This is a genomic window from Klebsiella sp. 141161 (genome assembly GCF_050600815.1).
GTDB lineage: Bacteria > Pseudomonadota > Gammaproteobacteria > Enterobacterales > Enterobacteriaceae > Klebsiella > Klebsiella aerogenes.
Window position 1 is genome coordinate 349,489 of the sequence record NZ_JAQIRN010000006.1, and the last position, 21,444, is coordinate 370,932.

The 21,444-nt window shown below is 55.6% G+C and carries 18 protein-coding genes; 16 read left to right on the forward strand and 2 right to left on the reverse strand.

Annotation, left to right across the window (positions count from 1 at the left end; genetic code table 11):
* The first annotated feature begins 235 nt into the window (after positions 1-235).
* From ispU to tilS, 16 genes are all read left to right on the forward strand, one after another.
* Positions 236-997: a (2E,6E)-farnesyl-diphosphate-specific ditrans,polycis-undecaprenyl-diphosphate synthase gene (gene ispU / locus PGR79_RS17600; protein ID WP_087860842.1), complete on the forward strand. Its 762-nt coding sequence runs from the start codon at positions 236-238 to the stop codon at positions 995-997.
* 12 nt (positions 998-1,009) lie between these two features.
* Positions 1,010-1,867, forward strand: coding sequence for a phosphatidate cytidylyltransferase (cdsA, locus tag PGR79_RS17605; protein WP_087860841.1), 858 nt, complete (start codon positions 1,010-1,012; stop codon positions 1,865-1,867).
* 11 nt (positions 1,868-1,878) lie between these two features.
* Positions 1,879-3,231: a sigma E protease regulator RseP gene (rseP, locus tag PGR79_RS17610; RefSeq protein WP_045390141.1), complete on the forward strand. Its 1,353-nt coding sequence runs from the start codon at positions 1,879-1,881 to the stop codon at positions 3,229-3,231.
* A 31-nt stretch (positions 3,232-3,262) separates the two neighbouring features.
* Complete coding sequence (bamA, locus tag PGR79_RS17615; RefSeq protein ID WP_087860840.1) at positions 3,263-5,680, forward strand: outer membrane protein assembly factor BamA; 2,418 nt, start codon at positions 3,263-3,265, stop codon at positions 5,678-5,680.
* A 122-nt stretch (positions 5,681-5,802) separates the two neighbouring features.
* Positions 5,803-6,288 carry a molecular chaperone Skp gene (gene skp / locus PGR79_RS17620; RefSeq protein ID WP_087860839.1) on the forward strand — a complete coding sequence of 162 codons (486 nt, stop codon included), beginning with the start codon at positions 5,803-5,805 and terminating at the stop codon, positions 6,286-6,288.
* Positions 6,289-6,291: 3 nt separating this feature from the next.
* Positions 6,292-7,317 (forward strand): UDP-3-O-(3-hydroxymyristoyl)glucosamine N-acyltransferase, encoded by a 1,026-nt coding sequence (lpxD, locus tag PGR79_RS17625; protein WP_271031953.1) that lies wholly within the window; start codon positions 6,292-6,294, stop codon positions 7,315-7,317.
* A 106-nt stretch (positions 7,318-7,423) separates the two neighbouring features.
* On the forward strand, positions 7,424-7,879 hold the full coding sequence (fabZ, locus tag PGR79_RS17630) for a 3-hydroxyacyl-ACP dehydratase FabZ (RefSeq protein WP_004145858.1): 456 nt from the start codon (positions 7,424-7,426) through the stop codon (positions 7,877-7,879).
* Positions 7,880-7,882: 3 nt separating this feature from the next.
* On the forward strand, positions 7,883-8,671 hold the full coding sequence (gene lpxA / locus PGR79_RS17635) for an acyl-ACP--UDP-N-acetylglucosamine O-acyltransferase (RefSeq protein ID WP_015368155.1): 789 nt from the start codon (positions 7,883-7,885) through the stop codon (positions 8,669-8,671).
* Positions 8,671-9,819: a lipid-A-disaccharide synthase gene (lpxB, locus tag PGR79_RS17640; RefSeq protein WP_015368154.1), complete on the forward strand. Its 1,149-nt coding sequence runs from the start codon at positions 8,671-8,673 to the stop codon at positions 9,817-9,819. Before lpxA ends, lpxB begins: the two co-directional genes overlap by 1 nt.
* The gene (gene rnhB, locus PGR79_RS17645) at positions 9,816-10,415 is read left to right on the forward strand and encodes a ribonuclease HII (RefSeq protein ID WP_271031954.1); all 600 of its coding nucleotides are present in this window, start codon (positions 9,816-9,818) and stop codon (positions 10,413-10,415) included. Before lpxB ends, rnhB begins: the two co-directional genes overlap by 4 nt.
* A 17-nt stretch (positions 10,416-10,432) precedes the next feature.
* Entirely contained in the window at positions 10,433-13,915 is a 3,483-nt protein-coding gene (gene dnaE / locus PGR79_RS17650; protein WP_113374442.1) for a DNA polymerase III subunit alpha, read from the forward strand.
* Positions 13,916-13,927: 12 nt separating this feature from the next.
* A complete protein-coding gene (gene accA / locus PGR79_RS17655; protein WP_045390153.1) occupies positions 13,928-14,887 on the forward strand; it encodes an acetyl-CoA carboxylase carboxyl transferase subunit alpha in 960 nt (319 codons plus the stop codon).
* Between the two features lie 191 nt (positions 14,888-15,078).
* Entirely contained in the window at positions 15,079-16,863 is a 1,785-nt protein-coding gene (locus tag PGR79_RS17660) for a chitinase (RefSeq protein ID WP_395226957.1), read from the forward strand.
* A 100-nt stretch (positions 16,864-16,963) separates the two neighbouring features.
* A complete protein-coding gene (locus tag PGR79_RS17665; protein ID WP_113374444.1) occupies positions 16,964-19,102 on the forward strand; it encodes a lysine decarboxylase LdcC in 2,139 nt (712 codons plus the stop codon).
* A gap of 62 nt (positions 19,103-19,164) precedes the next feature.
* Positions 19,165-19,554: a VOC family protein gene (locus tag PGR79_RS17670; protein WP_015704453.1), complete on the forward strand. Its 390-nt coding sequence runs from the start codon at positions 19,165-19,167 to the stop codon at positions 19,552-19,554.
* A gap of 68 nt (positions 19,555-19,622) precedes the next feature.
* Positions 19,623-20,924, forward strand: coding sequence for a tRNA lysidine(34) synthetase TilS (gene tilS, locus PGR79_RS17675; protein ID WP_113374445.1), 1,302 nt, complete (start codon positions 19,623-19,625; stop codon positions 20,922-20,924).
* Positions 20,925-20,939: 15 nt separating this feature from the next.
* On the opposite strand, the gene rof is transcribed toward tilS, so the two are convergent.
* Together rof and PGR79_RS17685 are read right to left on the reverse strand one after the other, a co-directional pair.
* On the reverse strand, positions 20,940-21,200 hold the full coding sequence (gene rof / locus PGR79_RS17680) for a Rho-binding antiterminator (RefSeq protein ID WP_113374446.1): 261 nt from the start codon (positions 21,198-21,200) through the stop codon (positions 20,940-20,942).
* On the reverse strand, positions 21,187-21,387 hold the full coding sequence (locus PGR79_RS17685; protein ID WP_087860833.1) for a YaeP family protein: 201 nt from the start codon (positions 21,385-21,387) through the stop codon (positions 21,187-21,189). The genes rof and PGR79_RS17685 overlap by 14 nt, the downstream gene beginning before the upstream one ends.
* Positions 21,388-21,444: the final 57 nt, after the last annotated feature.

Sequence of the window (21,444 nt, forward strand, 5' to 3'; positions counted from 1 at the left end):
TGTGATATTTGTGGGCGCTGGGCTTCAGTGATATAGTCTGCGCCACCCGATCGTTGCATTTTGTTGTGAAAGATTACGGTGGCCGTGGCAAGACACGGCTTTTTTGCGTAAAGCTTTTGGTTGTTCTCTGCGATTGGCTGTAGCTCCGGCGCCGGATAAAAATGCGTATTCAGCGCTGCCCGGCGGCGTGTGTGTTGTGGCTAAGCTAATCCTTATTATGGACTTAAAACGCGTTATGTTGTCTGCTAATCAAACTGTCAGCAAAATGTCGCCTGCACATGGTTGTCGCCATGTCGCCATTATCATGGACGGCAACGGTCGTTGGGCGAAACAACAAGGTAAAATTCGCGCCTTTGGCCATAAAGCTGGAGCGAAATCTGTTCGTCGCGCGGTCTCCTTCGCGGCGAATAATGGTATTGAAGCATTAACGCTTTACGCATTCAGTAGTGAAAACTGGAACCGTCCGGCGCAGGAAGTGAGCGCGCTGATGGAACTGTTTGTCTGGGCGCTGGATAGCGAAGTAAAAAGCCTGCATCGTCACAATGTCCGCCTGCGGATTATCGGCGAGACGACGCGTTTTAATGCCCGGCTGCAGGAGCGCATCCGTAAGGCGGAGGCGCTAACGGCAAACAATACGGGGTTAACGCTGAATATCGCCGCTAATTACGGCGGCCGCTGGGATATTGTCCAGGGCGCGCGTCAACTGGCCGAACAGGTACAAAAAGGGTTGTTAAAACCTGAAGAGATCACGGAAGAGATGCTTAGCCAGCAGGTGTGTATGCATGAACTGGCTCCCGTTGATTTAGTTATTAGGACCGGGGGAGAGCACCGAATAAGTAACTTTTTGATTTGGCAAATTGCCTATGCCGAACTTTACTTTACGGATGTTCTTTGGCCCGATTTTGCTGAACAGGACTTTGAAGGTGCACTCCATGCATTCGTTAGTCGAGAGCGTCGTTTTGGCGGCACAGAAGAGCCGGGTGGCAGTCATGCCTGATGGGGGTCACTTTTGCTGAAGTATCGCCTGATTTCCGCTTTCGTTTTAATTCCCGTCGTTATTGCGGCGCTTTTTCTATTGCCGCCCGCGGGCTTTGCTATCGTCACCCTGGTCGTTTGTATGCTCGCCGCGTGGGAGTGGGGGCAATTAAGCGGTTTTACCTCAACGACGCAGCGCGTGTGGCTCGCGGTGCTTTGCGGCCTGCTGTTGGCGCTGATGCTCTTTATGTTGCCCGAATACCACTATGACGCGCATCAACCGATGGTTGAGGGATCGTTATGGGCCTCGTTTGGCTGGTGGATTGTCGCGCTGGTGCTGGTCCTCTCTTATCCGGCCTCGGCGGCGTTGTGGCGCCATTCAAAAGCGTTGCGTCTGATCTTCGGCTTGCTGACTATCGTCCCGTTTTTTTGGGGCATGCTGGCGCTGCGCGCATGGCATTATGCCGATAACCACTATAGCGGCGCGGTGTGGTTGCTGTACGTCATGATTCTGGTGTGGGGCGCGGATTCCGGCGCCTACATGTTCGGTAAAATGTTCGGCAAGCATAAGCTGGCGCCGAAGGTTTCTCCGGGTAAAACCTGGCAGGGCTTCTTCGGCGGCCTGTTGACGGCAGCCGTTATCTCTTGGGTTTATGGCGTATGGGCTCATCTGGATGTCACCCCAACCGTGTTGCTGATTTGCTCGGTGGTGGCGGCGCTGGCTTCAGTGCTGGGCGATTTGACGGAAAGTATGTTTAAACGTGAAGCCGGCATCAAGGATAGCGGGCATCTGATCCCTGGACATGGCGGTATTTTAGATCGCATTGATAGCCTGACGGCTGCGGTGCCGGTGTTCGCTTGTCTGCTGTTGTTAGTCTTCAGGACGATTTGACGGAAGGTTTTATGCTGAGCGTTCTCTGGAATTTGGCCGCTTTTATTATTGCGCTTGGCGTACTGATCACCGTGCACGAGTTCGGCCATTTCTGGGTGGCTCGTCGATGCGGCGTGCGCGTTGAACGTTTTTCCATTGGTTTTGGTAAAGCGCTGTGGCGCCGCGTGGATAAGCAGGGGACCGAGTTTGTTATCGCGCTGATCCCGCTCGGCGGTTATGTGAAGATGCTCGACGAACGCGTCGAACCGGTGGCGCCGGAAATGCGTCACTACGCTTTCAATAATAAAACCGTTGGTCAGCGCGCGGCCATCATTGCCGCAGGCCCTATCGCCAACTTCATTTTTGCCATCTTTGCCTACTGGCTGGTGTTTATCATCGGCGTCCCTGGCGTGCGTCCGGTTGTTGATGAAATATCGCCCAATTCCATCGCTGCGCAAGCACAAATTGCAAAAGGAATGGAACTTAAAGCGATAGATGGCATCGAAACGCCTGATTGGGATGCAGTACGTATGGCGTTAGTCGCGAAGATTGGCGACCAACAAACAATACTTACCGTCGCCCCTTTCGGGACGAACCAACGTCAGGATAAAATCCTCGACCTGCGGCACTGGGCGTTTGAGCCGGATAAGCAAGATCCGGTGGCCTCGCTGGGCATCAAGCCGCGTAGTGCGCAGATTGATACCGCGCTGGCTGAGGTACAATCTCAGTCGGCCGCGCAGAAAGCAGGTTTGCAAGCGGGAGACAGGATCGTTAAAGTCGATGGTCAACCGTTAACGCAGTGGATGACGTTTGTTAATCTGGTGCGTGACAATCCGGGCAAGGCGCTGGCTCTGGAGGTCGACAGACAAGGTACGCCGCTGTCGTTGACCCTGACTCCGGATACGAAGTCGGTAAAAGGCAAGGCTGAAGGGTTTGCAGGGGTAGTGCCAAAAGTTATCCCGCTGCCTGATGAATACAAGACAGTGCGTCAGTACGGGCCGTTTGCCGCCATCGCCGAAGCCACGGATAAAACCTGGCAACTGATGTCGTTAACGGTCAGGATGCTGGGCAAATTGATAACCGGTGATGTCAAACTGAACAACCTCAGTGGGCCGATCTCTATCGCTCAGGGGGCTGGAATGTCAGCGGAATTTGGGTTGATTTACTATCTGATGTTCCTTGCGCTGATTAGCGTGAACCTCGGAATAATCAACTTGTTCCCGCTACCCGTCCTCGACGGGGGGCATCTGCTGTTTTTAGCGATTGAAAAGCTGAAGGGCGGGCCGGTATCCGAGCGAGTTCAAGACTTTAGTTATCGCATTGGCTCAATACTGCTGGTGCTGTTAATGGGGCTTGCACTTTTCAATGATTTCTCTCGGTTGTAAGAGAGTTTGTTAGGAAGAACGCATAATAACGATGGCGATGAAAAAGTTGCTCATAGCGTCGCTGCTGTTTAGCAGCGCGACTGTATACGGTGCTGAAGGGTTCGTGGTGAAGGACATTCATTTCGAAGGCTTGCAGCGTGTCGCTGTTGGTGCGGCCCTCCTCAGCATGCCAGTGCGTCCTGGCGATACGGTGACCGATGATGATATCAGTAACACCATTCGCGCTCTGTTTGCCACTGGCAACTTTGAGGACGTCCGCGTCCTGCGCGATGGTGATACCCTGCTGGTGCAGGTGAAAGAGCGCCCAACAATTGCGAGCATTACCTTCTCCGGCAACAAGTCGGTGAAGGATGACATGCTCAAGCAAAACCTTGAGGCATCCGGCGTTCGCGTTGGGGAATCTCTCGATCGCACCAAGCTTGCCGATATCGAAAAAGGGCTGGAAGATTTCTACTACAGCGTCGGTAAATATAGCGCCAGCGTAAAAGCTGTCGTGACGCCGCTGCCGCGTAACCGCGTCGACCTGAAACTGGTTTTCCAGGAAGGCGTCTCGGCGAAAATCCAGCAGATTAACATTGTCGGTAACCACGCGTTCACCACTGACGAACTGATCTCTCACTTCCAACTGCGCGATGAAGTACCGTGGTGGAACGTCGTCGGCGATCGTAAATACCAGAAACAGAAACTGGCGGGCGACCTTGAAACCCTGCGCAGCTACTATCTGGATCGCGGTTACGCGCGTTTCAACATCGATTCGACGCAGGTTAGCCTGACGCCGGACAAGAAAGGCATCTATATCACCGTTAACATCACCGAAGGCGAGCAGTACAAGCTCTCCGGCGTGCAGATAACGGGCGATCTGGCGGGCCATTCGGCGGAAATCGAATCGCTGACCAAAATTGAGCCGGGCGAGCTGTATAACGGCACCAAAGTGACCAAAATGGAGAATGATATTAAGAAACTCCTCGGTCGCTATGGCTACGCCTATCCGCGCGTTCAGTCGCAGCCCGAAATCAACGACACGGATAAAACCGTGAAGCTGCATATTAACGTTGATGCCGGCAACCGTTACTACGTGCGTAAAATACGCTTCGAAGGTAACGACACCTCCAAAGATTCCGTACTGCGCCGCGAAATGCGCCAGATGGAAGGGGCGTGGCTGGGCAGCGACCTGGTTGACCAGGGTAAAGACCGTCTTAACCGTTTAGGTTATTTCGAAACCGTCGATACCGACACCCAGCGCGTGCCGGGTAGCCCGGATCAGGTTGATGTCGTTTACAAGGTGAAAGAACGTAACACCGGTAGCCTGAACTTCGGTATCGGTTACGGTACCGAAAGCGGCGTCAGCTTCCAGGCGGGCGTACAGCAGGATAACTGGTTAGGTACGGGTTACTCGGTTGGCATCAACGGGACCAAGAACGACTACCAGACCTACGCTGAACTGTCGGTTACCAACCCGTACTTCACCGTAGACGGCGTGAGCCTCGGCGGTCGCCTCTTCTATAACGACTTCGATGCGAATGACGCGGATCTGTCTGACTATACCAACAAAAGCTATGGTACGGACGTCACCCTCGGCTTCCCGATCAACGAATACAACTCTCTGCGTGCAGGTTTAGGTTATGTTCATAACTCCCTGTCCAACATGCAGCCGCAGGTGGCGATGGATCGTTACCTTGACTCTGTAGGGTCAGACAGCACCGGCAGCTTTACCGCGAATGACTTCACCTTTAACTACGGCTGGACCTATAACAAGCTGGACCGTGGTTATTTCCCAACGGAAGGTTCGCGCGTCAACCTGAACGGTAAAGTGACCATTCCGGGGTCAGACAACGAATACTACAAAGCGACGTTGGATACCGCGACGTACGTGCCGATCGATGACGATCACCAGTGGGTTGTGCTGGGTCGTACCCGCCTGGGTTATGGCGACGGTATCGGCAGCAAAGAGATGCCGTTCTATGAGAACTTCTACGCTGGTGGTTCAAGTACCGTGCGTGGCTTCCAGTCGAACACCATCGGTCCGAAAGCGGTCTATAAATCCGGGGCTTATGCCGGAGATAATAGCGACTACGAAGAATGTTCCAACTCTGACGGTTCATACTGTAAATCAGACGATGCGGTCGGCGGTAACGCCATGGCGGTCGCCAGCCTGGAGCTGATTACCCCGACGCCGTTTATCAGCGATAAATATGCGAACTCGGTACGTACCTCCATTTTCTGGGATATGGGTACCGTGTGGGATACAAACTGGGAAAATACTGCGGCGACTCGAGCAGCAGGCGTGCCTGACTACAGCGATCCGAACAACATTCGTATGTCTGCGGGTATCGCGGTACAGTGGATGTCGCCGTTGGGGCCGTTGGTCTTCTCCTACGCCCAACCGTTTAAAAAGTACGATGGAGACAAAGCCGAGCAGTTCCAGTTTAACATTGGTAAAACCTGGTAATTGTTGGCAACAACGGAATGTAAGTGCAGTATAGCGCTGACTGTAGGCGATAGCGGATGCTATCGCCTGGCCACGCAAATAACGGTACCCCTGGGTACTCATGGGATGGTAAGGAGTCAATTGTGAAAAAGTGGTTATTAGCTGCAGGTCTGGGTTTAGCAATGGTAACTTCCGCTCAGGCGGCAGATAAAATTGCAATGGTTAACATGAACAACCTGTTCCAACAGGTAGCCCAGAAAACTGGCGTTTCCAACACGCTGGAAAATGAGTTCAAAGGCCGCGCTAGCGAACTGCAGCGTTTGGAAGGCGATCTGCAGTCCAAAATGCAGCGTCTGCAGTCTATGAAACCGGGCGCAGATCGTAGCAAGCTGGAAAAAGACGTGATGTCTCAGCGTCAGTCCTTCGCGCAGAAAGCACAGGCTTTTGAGCAGGATCGCGCACGTCGTTCCAACGAAGAACGTGGCAAACTGGTTACCCGTATCCAGACCGCCGTTCAGAGCGTAGCGAAAGATCAGAGCATCGATCTGGTTGTTGACTCTAATGCCGTCGCATACAACAGCAGCGATGTGAAAGACATCACCGCTGATGTACTGAAACAGGTTAAATAAGTAATGCCTTCAATTCGACTGGCTGACTTAGCACAGCAGTTGGATGCAGAGTTACACGGTGATGGCGATATCGTCATCACCGGCGTTGCGTCCATGCAGAGCGCTAAAGCAGGCCAAATTACTTTCATGGTAAATCCTAAATACCGTGAACACCTGGCCGCTTGCCAGGCCTCCGCCGTTGTGATGACGCCGGACGATTTACCCTTTGCCCACGGCGCCGCGCTGGTAGTGCGTAATCCCTACCTGACCTACGCGCGCATGGCTCAAATTTTAGATACCACGCCGCAGCCGGCGAAAGACATCGCGCCAAGCGCGGTGATCGATCCCACGGCGAAGCTGGGTGACAACGTCTCCGTTGGCGCAAATGCCGTTATCGAATCCGGCGTGGTGCTGGGCGATAACGTGGTTATCGGCGCAGGCTGCTTCGTTGGCAAAAATAGCAAAATCGGCGCCGGCTCGCGTTTATGGGCCAACGTTACCGTTTACCATGAGATTGAGATCGGTGAAAATTGCCTGATCCAGTCCAGTACGGTGATCGGCGCGGACGGTTTCGGTTACGCTAACGATCGCGGTAATTGGGTGAAGATCCCGCAGCTTGGTCGCGTTATTATTGGCGATCGCGTGGAGATCGGCGCCTGTACCACCATCGATCGCGGCGCGCTGGACGATACCGTGATCGGCAATGGCGTTATCATTGATAACCAGTGCCAGATTGCGCACAACGTGGTGATTGGCGACAATACCGCCGTCGCTGGCGGCGTGATTATGGCCGGCAGCCTGAAAATTGGCCGTTACTGCATGATTGGCGGCGCCAGCGTGATTAACGGCCATATGGAAATCTGCGATAAAGTCACCGTTACCGGGATGGGGATGGTTATGCGTCCTATCTCTGAACCTGGCGTCTATTCCTCAGGTATTCCGCTACAGCCGAACAAGGCGTGGCGTAAAACTGCGGCGCTGGTGATGAATATTGACGAGATGAGCAAGCGCCTGAAAGCGGTTGAGCGCAAGGTTAATCAACAAGACTAATTCATCATTCGGTCACGTTACATTCCCGGCCTGTTGCATTCGTTAATAAGATTGCCGCAGGCCGTGTTATTATTGCCTTTTAGTATATTTAGACAGGAAGAGTATTTTGACTACTGACACTCATACTCTGCACATTGAAGAGATTCTGGAACTTCTGCCTCACCGTTACCCGTTCCTGCTGGTAGACCGCGTGCTGGATTTTGAAGAAGGTCGTTTTCTGCGCGCAGTAAAAAATGTTTCCGTAAACGAGCCGTTTTTCCAGGGGCATTTCCCTGGTAAGCCGATTTTACCTGGCGTTCTGATTCTGGAAGCGATGGCGCAGGCCACCGGTATTCTGGCATTTAAAAGCGTTGGAAAACTTGAGCCGGGCGAGCTGTATTACTTCGCGGGTATCGATGAAGCGCGTTTCAAACGTCCGGTAGTACCAGGCGATCAGATGATTATGGAAGTCACTTTTGAGAAAACCCGTCGCGGCCTGACCCGTTTCAAAGGCGTTGCGCTGGTTGACGGTAAAGTGGTTTGCGAAGCGACGATGATGTGTGCGCGTAGCCGGGAGGCCTGATACGTGATTGATAAAACCGCCTTTATTCATCCTACCGCCATTGTAGAAGAAGGCGCCGTCATTGGCGCTAACGTTCACATTGGTCCGTTTTGTATTGTGGGCGCCAACGTCGAAATTGGCGAGGGCACCGTACTGAAGTCTCATGTTGTCGTGAATGGCCACACAAAAATTGGTCGCGACAATGAGATCTATCAGTTCGCATCTATCGGTGAAGTCAACCAGGATCTGAAATATGCTGGCGAGCCGACCCGAGTGGAAATTGGCGATCGCAACCGCATTCGCGAAAGCGTCACCATTCATCGCGGTACAGTACAGGGCGGTGGATTAACGAAGGTGGGCAGCGATAACCTGCTGATGATCAACGCCCACGTGGCGCATGATTGTACGCTTGGCGACCGCTGCATTCTGGCCAACAACGCGACGCTGGCCGGTCACGTATCTCTGGATGATTTCGTCATCATTGGCGGCATGACTGCAGTACATCAGTTCTGCATCATCGGCGCGCACGTTATGGTAGGCGGCTGCTCCGGCGTCGCTCAGGACGTTCCGCCGTTCGTGATTGCCCAGGGCAACCACGCCACGCCGTTTGGCGTCAACATCGAAGGTCTGAAACGCCGCGGCTTTAGCCGTGAAGCGATTACCGCGATTCGTAACGCCTATAAACTGCTGTACCGCAGCGGCAAAACGCTGGACGAAGCCAAGCCGGAAATCGCCGAACTGGCGGCTCAGCATCCCGAAGTTCAGCCGTTTGTCGATTTCTTCGCCCGTTCAACTCGCGGCTTGATTCGTTAATGGCCGAACAGCGTCCCCTGACGATTGCCCTGGTCGCCGGAGAAACCTCCGGCGATATTCTTGGCGCCGGTCTCATCCGCGCCCTCAAAGCACGCGTCCCTGATGCGCGCTTTGTCGGCGTGGCGGGGCCGCTGATGCAGGCGGAAGGATGCGAAGCCTGGTACGAAATGGAAGAGCTGGCGGTGATGGGCATTGTTGAAGTGCTTGGTCGTCTGCGCCGCTTACTGCATATTCGTGCCGATTTAACGCGCCGCTTCGGCGAACTGCGTCCCGATGTCTTCGTTGGCATCGACGCCCCTGATTTCAATATTACCCTCGAAGGTAACCTGAAAAAGCAGGGCATCAAAACCATTCATTACGTCAGCCCGTCCGTTTGGGCATGGCGACAAAAACGCGTTTTCAAAATTGGCAGATCCACCGATCTGGTTCTGGCATTCCTGCCTTTCGAAAAAGCGTTTTACGACAGATTTAACGTTCCCTGCCGTTTCATCGGCCACACCATGGCGGATGCCATGCCGCTGGATCCTGACAAGGGCGCGGCACGTGACCGTCTGGGTATCCCGCATGATGTTCACTGCCTGGCGCTGCTGCCCGGTAGCCGCGGCGCGGAGGTCGAAATGCTCAGCGCCGACTTCCTGAAAACCGCGCAGCTTCTGCGTGGTACCTATCCCGATCTGCAGGTTGTGGTGCCGCTGGTCAATGCGAAACGGCGGGAACAGTTTGAACGAATAAAAGCGGAGACGGCGCCGGATATGACGGTGCACATGCTGGACGGTCAGGCGCGCGATGCGATGATCGCCAGTGATGCTGCGCTGCTGGCCTCGGGGACGGCGGCGCTGGAGTGCATGCTGGCGAAATGCCCGATGGTCGTTGGCTACCGTATGAAGCCGTTTACCTTCTGGCTGGCGAAGCGGTTGGTGAAAACCGATTATGTTTCCTTGCCAAATCTGCTGGCCGGGCGCGAGCTGGTGAAAGAGCTGCTGCAGGATGAATGCGAGCCGCAGGCGCTGGCCGCCGCCTTGAAGCCGCTGTTGGCCGACGGCAAAACCAGCCACGATATGCATGATACTTTCCGCGCGCTGCATCAGCAGATCCGCTGCAACGCGGACGAGCAGGCGGCGGACGCAGTACTGGAGTTAGCAAAATGATGGAGTTCGTTTATCCACATACCCATCTGGTCGCCGGTGTCGATGAGGTTGGCCGCGGGCCGCTGGTCGGCGCGGTGGTCACTGCCGCGGTAATCCTGGACCCACGCAAGCCGATCGTAGGCCTCAACGACTCTAAAAAATTAAGCGAAAAGCGCCGCCTGGCGCTGTTCGATGAAATCAAAGACAAAGCGCTGTGCTGGAGCCTGGGTCGCGCCGAGCCGCATGAAATCGACGAGCTGAACATCCTACACGCCACGATGCTGGCGATGCAGCGCGCCGTCGCTGGTCTGAGTATTACCCCTGAGTTCGTGCTTATCGACGGCAACCGCTGTCCACCGCTACCGATGCCGTCGCAGGCGGTAGTGAAAGGTGATAGCCGGGTGGCGGAAATCAGCGCAGCGTCTATTCTGGCTAAAGTCACTCGCGACGCCGAAATGGCTACGCTGGATATTGCATTTCCGCAATACGGTTTTGCCCAGCACAAAGGCTATCCTACCGTTGTACATCTGCAAAAACTGCAGGAACACGGCGCAACAGAGCACCACCGGCGTAGCTTCGGCCCGGTGAAACGCGCGCTGGGCCTGGCGTCCAACTAAGTCACTGGGATTTAAAGATGTCTGAACCACGTTTCGTACACCTGCGGGTGCACAGCGACTATTCCATGATCGATGGGCTGGCGAAAACCGGGCCGCTGGTGAAAAAGGCGGCCGCTCTAGGCATGCCTGCGCTGGCGATCACCGATTTTACCAACCTCTGCGGTCTGGTTAAGTTCTACGGAACGGGCCATGGCGCCGGGATTAAGCCCATTGTCGGCGCTGACTTCCATGTTCAGTGCGATCTGCTTGGCGATGAATTCAGCGAGCTGACGGTTTTAGCGGCCAACAATACCGGCTATCAGAACCTGACTCTGCTCATTTCTCGCGCCTATCAGCGCGGCTATGGCGCGCTCGGACCCTGGATCGATCGCGACTGGCTGGTTGAGCATCAGGAAGGGCTGATTTTGCTATCCGGCGGGCGTAAAGGCGACGTTGGCGTCAGCCTGATCCGCGGAAACATGCCGCTGGTAGAGCAGTGTCTCGCCTTCTATCAACAACATTTCCCGGATCGCTACTATCTGGAGCTGATCCGTACCGGTCGTCAGGACGAAGAAAGCTATCTTCATGCCGCGGTTCAACTGGCGGAGGAGCATGGTTTGCCGGTAGTGGCGACCAACGATGTGCGCTTCCTGGAAACCGGCGACTTCGACGCTCATGAAATTCGCGTCGCCATTCACGATGGCTTCACCCTCGACGATCCGAAGCGTCCGCGCAACTACTCGCCGCAGCAATATATGCGCAGCGAGGAGGAGATGTGCGAGCTATTTGCCGATATTCCGGAAGCGCTGGAAAACACCGTTGAGATCGCCAAACGCTGCAACGTTACCGTGCGCCTTGGCGAATACTTCCTGCCGCAGTTCCCGACCGGCGACATGACCACCGAAGATTTCCTGGTAATGAAGTCGAAAGAGGGGCTGGAAGAGCGTCTCGAATTCCTGTTCCCGGATCCCGAAGAGCGCGCTAAGCGTCGCCCGGAATATGACCAACGTCTGGATGTCGAACTGCAGGTTATCAACCAGATGGGGTTCCCTGGCTACTTCCTGATCGTCATGGAATTTATCCAGTGGTCGAAAGATAACGGCGTGCCGGTAGGGCCGGGACGCGGTTCCGGCGCCGGCTCGCTGGTAGCCTACGCGCTGAAAATTACCGACCTTGACCCGCTGGAGTTCGACCTGCTGTTCGAACGTTTCCTTAACCCGGAACGTGTTTCGATGCCCGACTTCGACGTCGATTTCTGCATGGAGAAACGCGACCAGGTGATTGAGCACGTTGCGGATATGTATGGCCGCGACGCGGTATCGCAGATCATCACCTTCGGTACCATGGCGGCGAAGGCGGTTATTCGCGACGTGGGCCGCGTGCTGGGCCACCCGTATGGCTTTGTTGACCGAATCTCCAAGCTGGTGCCGCCGGATCCTGGCATGACGCTGGCGAAAGCCTTTGAAGCGGAACCGCAACTGCCGGAAATCTACGAAGCGGACGAAGAAGTTAAAGCGCTGATTGATATGGCGCGTAAGCTTGAAGGCGTGACGCGTAACGCCGGTAAGCACGCGGGCGGCGTGGTTATCGCGCCGACCAAAATCACCGATTTCGCGCCGCTGTACTGCGATGAGCAGGGGCTACACCCGGTTACCCAGTTTGATAAGAACGACGTTGAATACGCCGGGCTGGTAAAATTCGACTTCCTCGGCCTGCGTACGCTGACCATCATCAACTGGGCGCTGGAGATGATCAATAAGCGCCGGGCGAAGAACGGCGAAGGGCCGCTGGACATCGCCGCGATTCCGCTGGATGACAAGAAAAGCTTCGACATGCTGCAGCGCTCGGAAACCACCGCGGTCTTCCAGCTTGAATCGCGCGGCATGAAAGATCTGATTAAACGTCTGCAGCCTGACTGCTTCGAAGACATGATCGCACTGGTGGCCCTGTTCCGTCCGGGCCCGCTGCAGTCGGGGATGGTAGATAACTTTATCGACCGTAAGCACGGCCGTGAAGAGATTTCCTACCCGGATGTGCAGTGGCAGCACGAATGTCTGAAACCCGTACTGGAGCCGACTTACGGCATCATCCTGTACCAGGAACAGGTCATGCAGATTGCCCAGGAGCTCTCTGGTTATACCCTCGGCGGCGCGGATATGCTGCGTCGTGCGATGGGTAAGAAAAAGCCGGAAGAGATGGCCAAGCAGCGCGGCACCTTTGAAGAAGGGGCGAAAAAGCGCGGCGTGGACGGCGAACTGGCGATGAAAATCTTTGACCTGGTGGAGAAATTCGCCGGTTATGGATTTAACAAATCCCACTCCGCCGCCTATGCGCTGGTTTCCTACCAGACGCTGTGGCTGAAAGCCCACTATCCGGCCGAGTTTATGGCGGCGGTAATGACCGCCGATATGGACAACACCGAGAAGGTGGTGGGCCTGGTCGATGAATGCTGGCGCATGGGGCTTAAAATCCTGCCGCCGGACATCAACTCCGGTCTGTATCATTTCCACGTCAACGACGACGGGGAAATCGTGTATGGTATCGGCGCCATTAAGGGCGTCGGCGAAGGCCCGATTGAAGCCATCATCGAAGCGCGTAACAATGGCGGCTACTTCCGCGAGCTGTTTGACCTGTGCGCCCGTACCGATATCAAAAAGCTCAATCGCCGGGTACTGGAAAAACTGATTATGTCCGGGGCGTTCGACCGCCTCGGCCCACATCGCGCGGCGCTGATGAACTCGCTGAACGATGCGCTGAAAGCCGCCGATCAGCACGCCAAAGCCGAAGCGATTGGTCAGGCGGATATGTTCGGCGTGCTGGCGGAAGAGCCGGAGCAAATCGAGCAATCCTACGCCAGCTGCCAGCCGTGGCCGGAGCAGGTGGTGCTGGATGGTGAAAGGGAAACGCTGGGGCTGTACCTGACCGGCCACCCGATTAACCAATACCTGAAAGAGATCGAACGCTACGTTGGGGGCGTGAGACTCAAAGACATGCACCCGACCGATCGTGGTAAAGTGACCACGGCGGCGGGTCTGGTTATTGCTGCGCGGGTAATGGTCACCAAGCGCGGCAATCGTATCGGCATCTGTACGTTGGATGACCGTTCCGGGCGTCTGGAGGTGATGTTATTCACCGACGCTCTGGATAAATACCAGCAGTTGCTGGAAAAAGACCGCATACTTATCGTCAGCGGACAGGTCAGCTTTGATGACTTCAGCGGGGGCCTTAAAATGACCGCCCGTGAAGTCATGGATATTGACGAAGCCCGGGAAAAATATGCTCGCGGGCTTGCTATCTCGCTGACGGACAGGCAAATTGATGACCAGCTTTTAAACCGACTCCGTCAGTCTCTGGAACCCCACCGTTCGGGAACCATTCCAGTACACCTCTATTATCAGAGGGCGGATGCGCGCGCGCGGTTGCGTTTTGGCGCAACATGGCGCGTCTCTCCGAGCGATCGTTTACTTAACGATCTGCGTGGCCTTATCGGCTCGGAGCAGGTGGAACTGGAGTTTGACTAATACAGGAATACTATGAGTCTGAATTTCCTAGATTTTGAACAGCCTATCGCAGAGCTGGAAGCGAAAATCGATTCCCTGACTGCAGTAAGCCGTCAGGATGAGAAACTGGATATTAACATCGATGAAGAAGTGCATCGTCTGCGCGAAAAAAGCGTAGAGCTGACGCGCAAAATCTTCGCCGATCTTGGCGCATGGCAGGTAGCCCAACTGGCGCGCCATCCACGTCGTCCCTATACCCTGGATTATGTCCGCCTGGCTTTCGACGAATTTGACGAGCTGGCAGGCGATCGCGCCTACGCTGACGATAAAGCTATCGTTGGCGGTATTGCGCGCCTTGATGGTCGCCCGGTGATGATCATCGGTCATCAGAAAGGCCGTGAAACCAAAGAGAAGATCCGTCGTAACTTTGGTATGCCGGCGCCGGAAGGCTACCGCAAAGCGCTGCGCCTGATGGAAATGGCTGAGCGTTTCAAAATGCCGATCATTACCTTCATCGACACCCCTGGCGCCTATCCGGGCGTTGGCGCGGAAGAGCGCGGCCAGTCGGAAGCGATTGCCCGCAACCTGCGTGAAATGTCGCGTCTGAGCGTGCCGGTTATCTGCACCGTGATTGGCGAAGGCGGCTCTGGCGGCGCGCTGGCGATTGGCGTAGGTGATAAGGTCAACATGCTGCAATACAGCACCTATTCGGTTATCTCGCCGGAAGGCTGCGCATCTATTCTGTGGAAAAGCGCGGATAAAGCGCCGCTGGCCGCGGAAGCGATGGGTATCGTTGCCCCGCGTCTCAAAGAGCTGAAGCTGATTGATTCCATCATTCCAGAACCGCTGGGCGGCGCCCACCGTAACCCGGAAGCGATGGCGGCGAGCCTGAAGGCACAGCTGTTGGCCGACCTGGCTGACCTGGATACCCTCAGCGAAGAAGAGCTGCGTAACCGCCGCTATCAGCGTCTGATGAGCTACGGCTACGCCTGATTATTCAGCACATTATTTTCTCTAAGGGGCCGGATTTCCGGCCCCTTTTTTTATCATTTTTCTACTGAGGCAAGATGATGCGCCAATGAGGTGATGTGATTAGCCGATGATGTCCTTCTCCCGTGACACTGCGCTAACTGCCGGGGACAACGCCTGGGCAGACCGTTCACAAGGAAAAGGAGAATAATATTATGGCAATTCATAAAACTGTCGCCTTGAGCGCCGTGGCCGCAGGGATCATGTTAAGTCTGAGCGCCGCACAGGCTGCGCCGCTGCTCAGCGCCACTGAAGCCACCACCATGACAGCCAGCGAGCTGGCGGCGAAAGAAAAAGCATTAACCGATTTTCCTCTAATGGACGCGGTGAAGTCTTCTATTCGTACCCTCGATAACGCTTCAGTCGAAAAGATTGAGCCCGGTCGGGCGGCTAACCCGGAGAACGTTAAACGCGTTGAAGGCATGCTCAGCGAGCAGGATTGGGATTATCTGTTCCCGATGCGCGCGCCGGAATATACCTACAGCAACTTCCTGAAGGCGATTGGTAAATTCCCGGCGGTCTGCGGCACCTACACCGACGGTCGTGATAGCGACGCAATCTGCCGTAAATCGCTGGCTACCATGTTTGCCCACTTCGCCCAGGAAACCGGCGGTCACGAGAGCTGGCGCGATATTCCGGAATGGCGCCAGGCGCTGGTCTATCTGCGCGAAGTTGGCTGGACCGAAGGACAAAAAGGCGGCTATAACGGCGAATGTAACCCGGATGTCTGGCAGGGACAGACCTGGCCTTGCGGTAAAGATGCCGATGGCGATTTCCTCAGCTATTTTGGCCGCGGCGCTAAACAGCTTTCCTATAACTACAACTACGGACCGTTCTCCGAGGCGATGTATGGCGACGTCCGTCCGCTGTTGGATAAACCACAGCTGGTGGCGGACTCATGGATGAACCTCGCCAGCGCGGTCTTCTTCTTTGTTTACCCGCAGCCGCCAAAACCCTCCATGCTGCACGTTATCGACGGCACCTGGCAGCCAAACGATCGTGATAAGAGCAATGGCCTGGTGCCGGGGTTTGGCGTGAGCATCCAGATCATCAACGGCGGCGTCGAATGCGGTGGCTCCACGGAAAATGCCCAGTCGCTTAACCGTATTGCCTATTACAAAGAGTTCGCCAACTACCTCAAAGTGCCTATTGCTGATGATGAAGTGCTGGGCTGTAAGAACATGAAGCAGTTTGATGAAGGCGGTGCCGGCGCGCTGCCAATCTACTGGGAACAGGATTGGGGATGGGATCCGAACAGCGCAGACGGCAAAACCAATGCCTGCCAGCTGGTGAGTTATCAGACGCCGTACAGCGCGTTCAAAGAGGGGGATTACAGCAAATGCGTGCAGCACTACTTCAACGTAACCGTGGTTGATGATGCGGGTAGCGATGGCGCGTCTGATAAGACGGATGACGTTACGCCTGCCCCACAGGTAAACGTGGCGCCGGTGGCGCGTATTGCCGGCCCGGTGGGCGCTGTTGAAGCCGGTAGCCTGGTGTCGCTGAGTGCGGAAGGCTCTACCGATGCTAACGGCGATAAGCTGAGCTATAGCTGGATGTCGCAGGATGGGCAGACGTTAAGCGGCGCGGATAAAGCGGTTATCAATTTCAGCGCGCCGCAGAGCGACAAAGATGCTCAGTATGTGGTTAGCCTGACCGTCAGCGATGGTAGTCTGTCCAGTACCGCAACCTACACTCTCAATGTGAAGGCGAAAACGTCGGCAGAGGAAGCGAAGGATGAGCCGGCAGGCGATAGCGGCGTCATCAGCTATCCAGCGTGGAGCGCCAGCCAGAGCTGGAAGCCGGGTGACATCGTCAATAACCACGGCGCGCTTTTCCAGTGCAAGCCCTTCCCGGAAGGAGCCTGGTGCAACGTGGCGCCAACTTACTACGAACCGGGCGCAGGTCTGGCCTGGGGGGATGCGTGGAAGGCGCTGTAATCATCGCTTTGCTATGATTCAGGACTAAGATAAATCCGCCAGTGCTAAGCACTGGCGCGATTGATATTATGCTTACCTTAGGTAAATCCAGGAGGAAAGCGTGAATATCATCGCCATCATGGGGCCCCACGGCGTCTACCATAAAGACGAACCGATCAAAGAGCTGGAAGCCGCTCTGCAGAAGCAAGGATTCCAGACCATCTGGCCGCAAAACAGCGCCGACCTGCTGCAGTTTATCGAACACAACCCGCGTATCTGCGGCGTTATCTTTGACTGGGACGAGTACAGCGTTGATTTATGCAGCGATATCAATCGACTGAACGAATACCTGCCGCTGTATGCTTTTATCAATACGCACTCGACGATGGACGTCAGTAGCCAGGACCTGCGCATGGCGCTATGGTTCTTCGAATATGCGCTGGGTCTGGCGGAAGATATCGCTACCCGCATTCGCCAGTATACCAATGAATATCTGGACAACATCACGCCGCCATTTACCAAAGCGTTATTTAACTATGTGCAGGAGGGGAAATATACCTTTTGTACCCCCGGACACATGGCGGGAACCGCCTACCAGAAAAGCCCGGTCGGCTGCCTGTTTTATGATTTTTTCGGCGGTAATACGCTGAAGGCCGATGTTTCTATCTCCGTTACCGAACTGGGGTCGCTGTTGGACCATACCGGCCCGCATCTGGAAGCGGAAGAGTATATTGCCCGCGCCTTTGGCGCCGAGCAGAGCTACATGGTGACCAACGGTACCTCGACTTCAAATAAAATTGTCGGCATGTATTCGGCGCCCGCTGGCAGTACGTTGCTTATCGATCGTAACTGCCATAAATCGCTGGCGCATCTGCTGATGATGAGCGATATCGTACCGCTATGGCTAAAACCGACCCGTAACGCGCTGGGGATCCTCGGCGGCATCCCGAAACGGGAATTTACCCGCGACAGCGTCCAGCACAAAGTCGAGACAACTCGCGGCGCGCAGTGGCCGGTGCATGCGGTGATCACCAACTCCACCTATGATGGGCTGTTGTATAACACCACCTGGATTAAACAAACCCTTGACGTGCCGTCGATCCACTTCGATTCCGCCTGGGTGCCTTATACCCACTTCCACCCGATTTATCAGGGGAAAAGCGGTATGAGCGGCGACCGCGTACCGGGGAAAGTGATCTTCGAAACCCAGTCGACGCATAAAATGCTGGCGGCGTTGTCACAGGCTTCGCTTATCCATATTAAAGGCAGCTACGATGAAGATACCTTCAATGAAGCCTTTATGATGCATACCTCTACCTCGCCAAGCTATCCGATCGTCGCCTCGATAGAGACCGCGGCGGCGATGCTGCGCGGTAACTCCGGAAAACGCCTGATTCAGCGCTCCATCGAACGCGCGCTACATTTCCGTAAGGAGGTTCAGCGCCTGCGTGAGGAGGCTGACGGCTGGTTCTTCGATATCTGGCAGCCGGAAGAGGTCGAAGAAGCGCAATGCTGGCCTGTTTCCCCTGGAGAAACGTGGCATGGATTCCAGGACGCCGATGCCGACCATATGTTCCTCGATCCGGTCAAAGTCACGATTCTCACGCCGGGTATGGACGAGCAGGGCAATATGGCGGAAGAGGGGATACCGGCGGCGCTGGTGGCGAAATTCCTCGACGAGCGCGGCGTGGTGGTGGAGAAAACCGGGCCGTACAATCTGCTGTTCTTGTTCAGTATCGGTATTGATAAAACTCGAGCGATGGGCCTGCTGCGCGGTCTGACCGAGTTTAAACGCGCCTACGATCTTAACCTGAGGGTGAAAAACATGTTGCCGGATCTCTACGCTGAGGATCCGGACTTCTACCGCAATATGCGCATCCAGGATCTGGCGCAGGGGATCCACCGCCTGATCCGTCAGCACCAGCTCTCACAGCTGATGCTGCGGGCGTTCGACGTGTTGCCGGAGATGAAAATGACCCCGCATCAGGCCTGGCAGCGACAGATTAAGGGCGAAGTAGAAACCATCGAACTGGAGAAACTGGTGGGGCGTATTTCGGCAAATATGATCCTGCCGTATCCGCCTGGCGTGCCGTTGCTGATGCCGGGAGAGATGATCACCGAAGAGAGCCGCGCGGTGCTCGATTTCCTGTTGATGCTCTGTTCGATCGGCCGCCACTACCCAGGTTTTGAAACCGATATCCACGGGGCCAAACGTGATGAAGATGGCGTCTACCGTGTACGAGTCTTAAAAAATAATTAGGGGCTTGCGCGGCGGCGGGCGGCGCGAGTAACGTGTTGGGCTTCAACAGGAGGAGAACAACCATGCTGGGTTTAAAACGGGTTCACCATATTGCCATCATCGCGACAGACTACGCGAAGAGCAAAGCGTTCTATTGCGACATCCTCGGGTTTACGCTGCAAAGCGAGTTCTACCGCGCCGAGCGTGATTCGTGGAAGGGCGACCTGGCGCTGAACGGCGAGTATGTCATCGAGCTGTTTTCGTTCCCGTTCCCTCCTGCGCGTCCAAGCCGCCCGGAAGCCTGTGGTCTGCGCCACCTGGCGTTTAGCGTCGACGATATTGATGCCGCGGTTGCGCATTTGCAGGCGCACGGCGTCGCCTGTGAAGCTATCCGCATCGATCCGTTTACCGATAAGCGTTTTACCTTTTTCAACGATCCCGACGGCCTGCCGCTGGAGATTTACCAACAGTAGTACTTGCCAGAACCAGCCCTGGCGCGTAACGTGCCGGGCTATCTCTTCTTAGCTGCATACGCACGATCATGACGCCGGATATTGCCTCATCGCTTCGACCACATCGTCAGTTTCTGCTGGCCTTCAGCGGCGGCCTGGACTCAACCGTCCTGCTGCACCGGCTGGTACGCTGGCGCCAGCGCGAGCCAGCGGTTCAACTGCGCGCGATTCACATTCACCATGGCCTGAGCGCCAACGCAGACCACTGGGTTGAGCATTGCGAACAGATTTGCCAGCAATGGCAGGTACCGTTACAGGTGGTGCGCGTGACGCTGGCGGATGAGGGGTTGGGGATCGAAGCGCATGCTCGCCAGGCGCGCTATCAAGCCTTCCGTGAAGCGCTTTTGCCAGGTGAAGCGTTATTGACGGCACAACATCTCGACGACCAATGCGAGACTTTCCTGCTGGCGCTCAAACGCGGTAGCGGCCCGACCGGCTTATCGGCGATGGCGGCCTGTAGCGAGTTCGCTGGTGGCAAATTGCTGCGTCCGCTGCTCAATGAGAGCCGTGAATCCCTGCATCAGTGGGCGCTGACTTATCAACTGCGGTGGATTGAAGACGAAAGTAATCAGGACGATGCCTACGATCGTAACTTTCTGCGCCTGCGGGTGGTACCGCTACTGAGCGAGCGCTGGCCGCATTTTGCCGAGGCCGTTGCCCGCAGCGCCAGCTTATGTGGCGAACAGGAACAGTTGCTCGATGAAATGCTGTCGGCGGAGCTCGCCGCGCTGGTCGATGAGCGCGGTTCGCTGGCGATAGAACCGCTAAGCGCGATGAGCGCGGCGCGTCGTGCGGCGCTGCTGCGCCGCTGGCTGGCCTCCCAACAGGCGCCGATGCCGTCGCGCGAAATGCCGGAGCGCATCTGGCAGGAAGTGGCGCTGGCGCGTGAAGACGCCGCGCCTTGCCTGCGGTTAGGCGGTTTTGCCGTCCGGCGCTACCAGCAGCGCCTGTATTGGGTAAAGCATCTGCCTGGCCTGACCGAGCGTGAGTTGCCATGGGAGGACCCCACTACATCGCTAATATTGCCGGAAACGCTGGGAGAACTGGCGTTGCAGTCCGGCGGGCCGTTACGCATGCCGCGCGCGGATGAGCCGGTATCGATACGTTTTCGCGCCAGCGGTAATCTGCACATCGTCGGGCGTCCGGGCGGGCGTAAGCTTAAGAAAATCTGGCAGGAAATGGCGGTCGCCCCCTGGCGTCGGGATACTACGCCGCTGCTATTTTATGGCGAAACGTTGATTGCGGCGGCCGATGGACTGTTTGTCACCAGAGAGGGGCAAGTGCAGGAAGGCGAGGGGTTACAGCTGGTATGGCGGAAAACGGGCGGCTAAGCCGCCCGATGGGCTTCAGGATTCGCTGACCACTACGGTGCCAATTTCCGGGTGGCTGAAACTGGCGATTTTATCCAGGCGTAGCTCGCGGACGTTACCGGCAAGTTCTACCACCAGATACTCGACATTTTTACGCGAGATAAGATCGTTCGCTTTGGCCTGCAGCTGTTCACCATCTTTCAGGGCCAGCGCCAGCACCAGGTGATGCTGGCAGGCAAGCTCGAGGTTGTCATAATCATCGCAGTTAATGGGTTGATAAGTATCATTCATTGACATAATCGCTCACCAATAAGTTTGCCGCCGCATAAGCGGCCTTTTCCCTGACTGACTCCGAAAGGGCCTGATCCGCCGCAACCTCATTTAATACTTTCAACGCGCAGCCCAGCGCATCCGGGATATACCCTAAGTCTCCGCTGGCTATTTCCGCATACCGCTTGCGTATTAACTCACAATATTGATCCACATGCCCTCCTGTCAGCGTTCTGACTTAACCGTGGGATGCAAGTTTAAGCCTACGAAG

Coding starts and splice junctions, on each gene's coding strand:
- ispU (WP_087860842.1), top strand. CDS start 236: ATGTTGTCTGCTAATCAAACTGTCAGCAAAATGTCGCCTGCACATGGT.
- rseP (WP_045390141.1), top strand. CDS start 1,879: ATGCTGAGCGTTCTCTGGAATTTGGCCGCTTTTATTATTGCGCTTGGC.
- bamA (WP_087860840.1), top strand. CDS start 3,263: ATGGCGATGAAAAAGTTGCTCATAGCGTCGCTGCTGTTTAGCAGCGCG.
- lpxD (WP_271031953.1), top strand. CDS start 6,292: ATGCCTTCAATTCGACTGGCTGACTTAGCACAGCAGTTGGATGCAGAG.
- lpxB (WP_015368154.1), top strand. CDS start 8,671: ATGGCCGAACAGCGTCCCCTGACGATTGCCCTGGTCGCCGGAGAAACC.
- rnhB (WP_271031954.1), top strand. CDS start 9,816: ATGATGGAGTTCGTTTATCCACATACCCATCTGGTCGCCGGTGTCGAT.
- dnaE (WP_113374442.1), top strand. CDS start 10,433: ATGTCTGAACCACGTTTCGTACACCTGCGGGTGCACAGCGACTATTCC.
- accA (WP_045390153.1), top strand. CDS start 13,928: ATGAGTCTGAATTTCCTAGATTTTGAACAGCCTATCGCAGAGCTGGAA.
- PGR79_RS17660 (WP_395226957.1), top strand. CDS start 15,079: ATGGCAATTCATAAAACTGTCGCCTTGAGCGCCGTGGCCGCAGGGATC.
- PGR79_RS17670 (WP_015704453.1), top strand. CDS start 19,165: ATGCTGGGTTTAAAACGGGTTCACCATATTGCCATCATCGCGACAGAC.
- tilS (WP_113374445.1), top strand. CDS start 19,623: ATGACGCCGGATATTGCCTCATCGCTTCGACCACATCGTCAGTTTCTG.
- rof (WP_113374446.1), bottom strand. CDS start 21,200: ATGTCAATGAATGATACTTATCAACCCATTAACTGCGATGATTATGAC.